Origin of the sequence: uncultured Aureimonas sp. (assembly GCF_913775355.1) — a bacterium.
Lineage (GTDB): Bacteria > Pseudomonadota > Alphaproteobacteria > Rhizobiales > Rhizobiaceae > Aureimonas.
On sequence record NZ_CAJYIU010000275.1, the window covers coordinates 1 to 5,958 of the forward strand.

The 5,958-nt window shown below is 71.2% G+C and carries 9 protein-coding genes; 6 read left to right on the top strand and 3 right to left on the bottom strand.

Going from position 1 to position 5,958, the window contains the following annotated elements:
• The 5 genes from QZ753_RS16650 to QZ753_RS16670 all read left to right on the top strand — a co-directional run.
• The coding region (locus tag QZ753_RS16650) for a hypothetical protein (protein ID WP_294645226.1) at nt 1–1,100 on the top strand (1,100 nt) is incomplete at its 5' end.
• Between the two features lie 421 nt (nt 1,101–1,521).
• A complete protein-coding gene (locus QZ753_RS16655) occupies nt 1,522–1,692 on the top strand; it encodes a hypothetical protein (protein ID WP_294645228.1) in 171 nt (56 codons plus the stop codon).
• A gap of 22 nt (nt 1,693–1,714) precedes the next feature.
• Nucleotides 1,715–1,894, top strand: coding sequence for a DUF3606 domain-containing protein (locus QZ753_RS16660; RefSeq protein ID WP_294645230.1), 180 nt, complete (start codon nt 1,715–1,717; stop codon nt 1,892–1,894).
• 131 nt (nt 1,895–2,025) lie between these two features.
• Nucleotides 2,026–2,388: a DUF6481 family protein gene (locus tag QZ753_RS16665; protein WP_294645232.1), complete on the top strand. Its 363-nt coding sequence runs from the start codon at nt 2,026–2,028 to the stop codon at nt 2,386–2,388.
• A 234-nt stretch (nt 2,389–2,622) separates the two neighbouring features.
• A complete protein-coding gene (locus QZ753_RS16670) occupies nt 2,623–3,621 on the top strand; it encodes a GGDEF domain-containing protein (RefSeq protein ID WP_294645234.1) in 999 nt (332 codons plus the stop codon).
• On the opposite strand, the gene QZ753_RS16675 is transcribed toward QZ753_RS16670, so the two are convergent.
• Nucleotides 3,602–3,820: a hypothetical protein gene (locus QZ753_RS16675; RefSeq protein WP_294645235.1), complete on the bottom strand. Its 219-nt coding sequence runs from the start codon at nt 3,818–3,820 to the stop codon at nt 3,602–3,604. The two genes, QZ753_RS16670 and QZ753_RS16675, sit on opposite strands and share 20 nt — an antisense overlap.
• Before the next feature lie 106 nt (nt 3,821–3,926).
• Entirely contained in the window at nt 3,927–4,229 is a 303-nt protein-coding gene (locus tag QZ753_RS16680) for a hypothetical protein (protein ID WP_294645237.1), read from the bottom strand.
• A 330-nt stretch (nt 4,230–4,559) separates the two neighbouring features.
• Here QZ753_RS16680 and QZ753_RS16685 point away from each other — a divergent pair, with 330 nt between their 5' ends.
• Nucleotides 4,560–5,150 (top strand): TetR/AcrR family transcriptional regulator, encoded by a 591-nt coding sequence (locus tag QZ753_RS16685; protein ID WP_294645239.1) that lies wholly within the window; start codon nt 4,560–4,562, stop codon nt 5,148–5,150.
• Between the two features lie 25 nt (nt 5,151–5,175).
• Here the strand turns inward: QZ753_RS16685 and QZ753_RS16690 are convergent.
• The coding region (locus QZ753_RS16690; RefSeq protein WP_294645241.1) for an AraC family transcriptional regulator at nt 5,176–5,958 on the bottom strand (783 nt) is incomplete at its 5' end.

Genomic DNA, 5,958 nt, shown 5'->3' on the forward strand with positions numbered 1-5,958 from the left:
TTCAGGAGCGCGGCATGACCAATCGACAGGATCGCCGCTTCGCGGCCAAGCTCGCGCGCCAGATGCAGACGCGCGGCAAGACGCCGGCCGAGAGGGCGATCTACCAGGCCGCCGGAGCCTTCTTCGCCGAGGAGACGGTCGAGATCGACTTCGGCCTCGACGGCTTCGACGCGGCCTTTGCCCGCCTCTCGCCCGAGCTCGACGAACTCCTCGACGGCGGCTTCGACGCCTTCCGGCGCGAAGTCTTCTCGCAGGCTGCCTGGGCCGGGATGGCGGCCCGCCTGCCGGACGGCGGCGAGGGGACGTTCGACCTTCAGCCGATCCTGTTTGCGGCGACCGGGACGGCGCAGGGCCTAACGGGCTTTGCCGGCGACGGGGAGAACCTTGCCGCGCTCGCCCGTTCGCTGCGCGAATCGGGCGTCTTTCCGGAGGCCGGCGCGGTCGCGATCCTGCCCGTGGTGCTCGCGCCGGACGCCGTGGACCTCTACACTGTCGGCCCGGCGGCGGTCCACGCGCTGACCGAGGGGCTCGCCGCGCTCGTCGAAGCCGACACACCCGAGGAGGGGCTGGCGACGGCGCGCGAGGCGCTGGAGCGCGCCGGCCTGCCGACGATCGGCGAGGGCGAGGGCGAGGGGGCGGCGGAGGGCCTTCTTCTCGGCATCTGCCTGACGCCGGTCGAGGACTGGGACCTGCCGGATGCCGAGGTCGAGGCGCGCCAGCTCGCCATGGCCGCGACCCGCGCCTCCTGGCTCGACACCTATGCCGCGACGCTGCCCTTCCGCCTGGACGAGCCGGTGTTCTGGCACGAGGCGGCCTCCTCGCTCGCCTTCCATGCGCTGGCGGGCCGGATCGAGGCGGAGCTTGCGACGCGCGGCGCCACCGAGCCCGTCTCGCGCATCGACGCGTGCCTCGCGCCGGAGACCGGCGATCCGGTGCTGGCCGCCCAGGCCGGGACCGTGCGGCTCGGCCCCTTCCACGCCCCGCGCGACCTCGTCTTCACCGATATCGACGGCTTCGCGGGGCTTGCCGAGCGCTATGCGGGCGAACTCGTCGAGCACGAGCGGCCGGGGCAGGTGCTGCGGCTCGTGACGGGCGCCTGAGCGCCCGCAAGAATTGATTGTCGCCCCGGCCCGGCTTCGTGCCATGCTCCGCCGCCGTCAACCGGAGGAACGAGATCATGGGTGAGAAGAACAAGGGCGGGAAGGAAGCCCGCAAGCCGAAGAAGGTCGTCGAGAAGACGATCGCCGCCGCGCCGAGCCTGAAGGGCGGCACGACGCCCGCCTCGAAGAAGAGCTGACCGGCGGACGGGTCGCCCCGTCCGAAACCGGATCTTAAGGGTGACGGGGCTAGGGTCGCGCCAGTGGTTGAGGCGTGTTGCGTTGGCCCCAACTATCGAAGGCGTCGGGCCCGGACCCGGCGCCTTCTTTGTTTGGCCCGAGCCCGTTCGCTCGCTTTGCGGTTCGCATTTCCGTCGGTCGCTCCCCATATGCGGGGGATTACCCACCGGCCGAGGGATCGCCCATGAAAAAACCGAATTTCGACTTCGAGCGCCGGGAACGCGAAAAGGCCAAGGCCGCCAAGAAGGCGGAGAAGGCCGCGGCCAAGGCCGCATCCAAGGCCGCCCCCGGCGAGACGGACCATGACGACGACGGTCCGCACGAGACGAGCGACCCCTCTCCTGCCGCGAACTGACGCGGGGAAAGCCTGAACACCCATGTCCGACAAGAAGAGCGGGACCGACAAGTCCCGCAAGACGCCGGCCGAGGAACCCTACGAGCCGGACGCCTTCGCCCGAAAGTATGGAATTCCGCCGGGCGAGGCGAAGACGATCATCAAACGCTACGGCCCCTCGCGAAAGAAGCTTGACTCCTACATGGCAGCGCGCGAGGCCTGATCCGATCGGCCGGCGACCTTCCTGGGTCCCGGCCGACCCCTTCGAAACATTCCGCCGGGATGCTATGATCCGACCCGATCCGACGGGCGGCGAAGCGTTGGCGGCCCCCATTGATGCGAAAGAGAGAAACGTTGAAACAGACTGGCACGGACTTCATCGATCGCCGCAACGCGGCCAAGGATGCCAAGGCGGCCCTGCTCGAGAAGATGAAGGCCAAACAGAACGATCCGGCCGCGCAGGCCCGCCGCGAGGAGCACGCCGCGCTCGCCGCCGCCCGCGCCGAGCGCGAGGCCGCCAAGCGCGAGCAGCAGAAGGCCGAGGCCGAGGCCCGCGAGGCGGAGCGCGCCGCCGAGGCCGCCGCCGCTGCGGAAGCCGCCGAGAAGGCCGCCGTGTCGGAGCGCGACAAGCTGATCGCCCAGGCGATGGCCGACCAGGCTGCACAGAAGGCCAAGCGCGACGCGCGCTACGCCGCCCGCCAGAGCCGCAAGGGCTGAACCGGGCTCGGGCCGCGGGCGGGACGCCTTCTGGCGACCGCCCGGCGGCCCCCTCTGCAATTCCGGCCGACGACCCGCCGCCGGGCATCGCGAGACTTGAACGCATCGCGGTGGCATCTCGCTAACGAAGCCGCGCTAGAACAGGTCGTGGGACCGAATTCGAAGCGTTGAAAGGTGATCGTGAGCGACAACGCGCCTGCGCGCCCGACGGACCCGTCAGCACCCGGCCAACCCATGGCCGACCAGATCCACCTTACCCGGAGCGCACTCGCCTTCGAGCACGCGCCGACCTCGATGTGGATCCAGGACCTCCATCTCCTCAAAGAACGCCTCGATGCGTGGCGCCGTGCGGGAATGGGGAACCTGCGCGCGCATCTCGCGGCCGAGCCTGCCTGCGTCGAGGACCTCGTTGCGCTGATCCGGGTCACGGCCGTCAACCGCGAGACGCTGCGCCTCTACGAGGTCGCCGACGAGGCGGAGCTGATGGCCAAGGTCCGCGAGATCTTCGGCGAGGACCAGATCGCCTCCTTCGTCGAGGTGATCTGCCAGCTCTGGGAGGGGCAGGTCGCCACCAGCGTGATGACGCGCAACTACACGGCGCGCGGGCGCCTTCTCGACGTGAACTACAAGGGCCGGCTCCTGCCCGGCCACGAGGCCGACTGGGCCGCCTATCTCATCTGCGTCGAGGACGTGTCGGTGCAGCAGCAGGCCTTGCGCCTGCTGGAAGCCGCACGCACGCACGACCCGCTGACGGGCCTCCACAACCGCACCTTCCTCACCGAGACGCTGGAGCGACTGGAGGGAGGCGGCGATCCGGTCGCGCTCGCGGTCTTCGATCTCAACGGGCTGAAGAGCGCCAACGACCGGTTCGGGCACAAGGCGGGCGACGATCTCCTGCGCCGGATGGGGCGCCTCCTGCGCGACCACCTGCCGCCGACCTGCCCGGCGGTGCGGATGGGCGGCGACGAGTTCGTCGCGGTCGTCACCGGGCTCGACGAGGCCGGCGCCAACGCGCTGCTCGCGCGCCTTGCCCGCGCGGCGGAGGCGAACGAGGGCGGGGCCTGGCAGGTCCCTCTCAGCTTCTCGGCGGGGCTCGCCTGGCGCCGCGAGGGCGAGGGCATGGACCAGCTCCTCGCCCGCGCCGACCGTAACATGTACCGATCGAAGCGTGCCTTTCACGGCCGCCGCGCCGCAGCCGGCGCGGCGAACCGCGTCACAGCAACAGGGCGTTGATCTCCTCGCGCGCCGGGCCGCCCGCGGCGGGCTGCCGGAAGGCCGAGCGCTGGACCCGGGGCGCCGGCATCAGGTCGGCCGTGTCCTGATCGGCAGCCGACAGGAACAGGCGGCGCAGGCGCGCGCCGAGGCTCTCCGGGGTCAGGGCCGTGTAGGGGGTGTCGATCCGGGTGTCGTCCGGGGATAGGCACAGGGACATCGGGGTGCTCCTCGTCGGTCGGTCCACGGGATGGGCGGCACGGGGGCACCGCCTGGCAAGAACCGCCCGCGAAGGCCGCAACCTTCGCGGGCGGACGGGCGCGAGGTCAGAAACTGTCGGAGCCGGGGACGAGGGCTCCGCGGGTTTCCACCGCGCGAGGGGGCTTGGCGACCGGCTGCGCCTCGGCGGCGGCCGGATTGCCGCGGGCGGCGGGGTAGCCGAAGGTCGTGGCGGCTTCGCTGCGCCCGGCAGCCGGACGGCTTGCCGCCTCGCCGGTGACCACCGAGCGGTCGGCGCGGCCGTCGTCGAACCTGGTGCCGGCGTCCGAGCCGGGGACGAGGCCGCCGGCGAGGGCAAGGCCGGTCGACAGGAGAAGGGCGGCGGCGGCGGAGAGGATCATGCGCGTCATCGGGAGACTTCCTTGAAGTGTCGAGGCGCGCGTCGGCCCGGCCGCAGCCCGGGACGGGCGCGGAGACGGACGGCGTCTCGCAGCGTTGGGTGGGGGCGCACGGCATGCGCCCGCGGCGCGCCGGGTCTTGCAATCCGGCGGTGTTTCGTGTGTCGACGGGGTGTCGCTCTCGCCTCCGCTCCGTCCGGCGTTGAACCTTTGCAGTTCATTACCGTTTGGTATGGAATGAATTAGGGGCTTGGTTTCCGGCTGTCAACGGACTAATTTACCGACAGGTATAAAAATCCGACGCCGGTCCGCCCGAGCGTTCGAAAACAAGGAGATGCGATCATGGGTGCCGGCCGCCCGCGGGAGTTCGATCCCGACGAGGCCCTCGATAGCGCGCTGGATGTGTTCTGGCGCCAAGGCTACGAGGGCACCTCGATGTCCGACCTGACGCAGGCGATGGGCATCGCCAAGCCCAGCCTCTACGCCGTGTTCGGCAACAAGGAAGAGCTCTTCCGCAAGGCGCTCGACCGCTACGCGTCGCGCCGCTCGGACCTCGGCTGCAACGCGCTCAACGAGCCGACCTCGCGCCGCGCGGTGGAGCGGATGCTTCTGGCCTTTGCCGGCGTCGGCGAGGACGAGGAGGCGCCCAAGGGCTGCCTGATGGTGCAGGGCGCGCTGGTCTGCAGCGAGGCGTCGGAATCGATCCGGCAGGAGCTCTGCGCCCGCCGGGCCGAAAGCGAGGCCGCCCTCTGTCGCCGCCTCGAGGAATGGAAGGCGGTCGGCGACCTGCCGCCCGAAGCCGACCCGAAGGACCTCGCGCGCTACGTCATGTCGGTGGCGCAGGGACTGTCGGTTCAGGCCGCGAGCGGCGCGACGCCGGACGACCTGCGCCGTGTGGTGGCGATGACGCTGAAGACCTGGCCGCCCGTCTGAGGCGGCCTTGCCGCCGGCGCGCTCTTCAGGCCCGTGCGCCGTCCGTTCCACCAGCGCGCATGCGGCCCGGTGCCGTGCCGATGACGCGCTTGAAGGCGCGGCCGAACGAGGCCTCCGATTCGTAGCCGAGCCGGCGGCTGGCGTCGGCGATGCGCATGCGGTCGCGCGCGATCCACTGCCGGGCCTGGTGCATGCGCACCTGCGTGACGTAATGGGCCGGCGTCGCGCCGACGATCGCGGTGAACTTGGCGGCGAAGCCCGAGCGCGACACGCCCATCAGCGCGGCCATCTCCGCCACCGTCCAGTCGCGCTCGGGCTCGGCGTGGATCGCGGCCAGCACCCGGCCGACCTTCGGATCGCGCACCGCCGCAAGCCAGCCCGCCTCGTCGCCGCAGCCGTGCTCCACCCACGAGCGGATGATCTGCGCCGCCATCACGTCGGCGAGCCGCGCCAAGATGCCGCTCGCGCCGACGCGGTTGAGGCTGCACTCGGCGATCATCGCGTCGAGAAGGTGCGGGATCGCGGGTTCGGCCTGCATCAGCTCCTTGGCGCGCATCAGGTCCGGCATCATCCGCAGGAGCGGGTGCAGCCCGTCGATGTTGAAGCGCATGGTGCCGCAGAAGAGGATGCAGACGCCCTCGGCCTCGGCTTCCGCCGCACCGTAGTCGTAGACGCTCTCGCAGATGGCGAGGCACTCGCGGCGCGGAAAGGCGCGGGGCGCGACGCCCGGCGCGCTCGCCAGCGTATGGGCGGCGCCGCGCGGCACCAGCACCGCATCGCCGGCCGACAGCTCGCTCCATTCGCCGTC

Bases quoted from the DNA above. Each gene is read 5' to 3' on its own strand.
- QZ753_RS16655 (WP_294645228.1), top strand. From the start codon at position 1,522: ATGAAAAAACCGAATTTCGACTTCGAGCGCCGGGAACGCGAAAAGGCC.
- QZ753_RS16660 (WP_294645230.1), top strand. From the start codon at position 1,715: ATGTCCGACAAGAAGAGCGGGACCGACAAGTCCCGCAAGACGCCGGCC.
- QZ753_RS16670 (WP_294645234.1), top strand. From the start codon at position 2,623: ATGGCCGACCAGATCCACCTTACCCGGAGCGCACTCGCCTTCGAGCAC.
- QZ753_RS16675 (WP_294645235.1), bottom strand. From the start codon at position 3,820: ATGTCCCTGTGCCTATCCCCGGACGACACCCGGATCGACACCCCCTAC.
- QZ753_RS16680 (WP_294645237.1), bottom strand. From the start codon at position 4,229: ATGACGCGCATGATCCTCTCCGCCGCCGCCGCCCTTCTCCTGTCGACC.
- QZ753_RS16685 (WP_294645239.1), top strand. From the start codon at position 4,560: ATGGGTGCCGGCCGCCCGCGGGAGTTCGATCCCGACGAGGCCCTCGAT.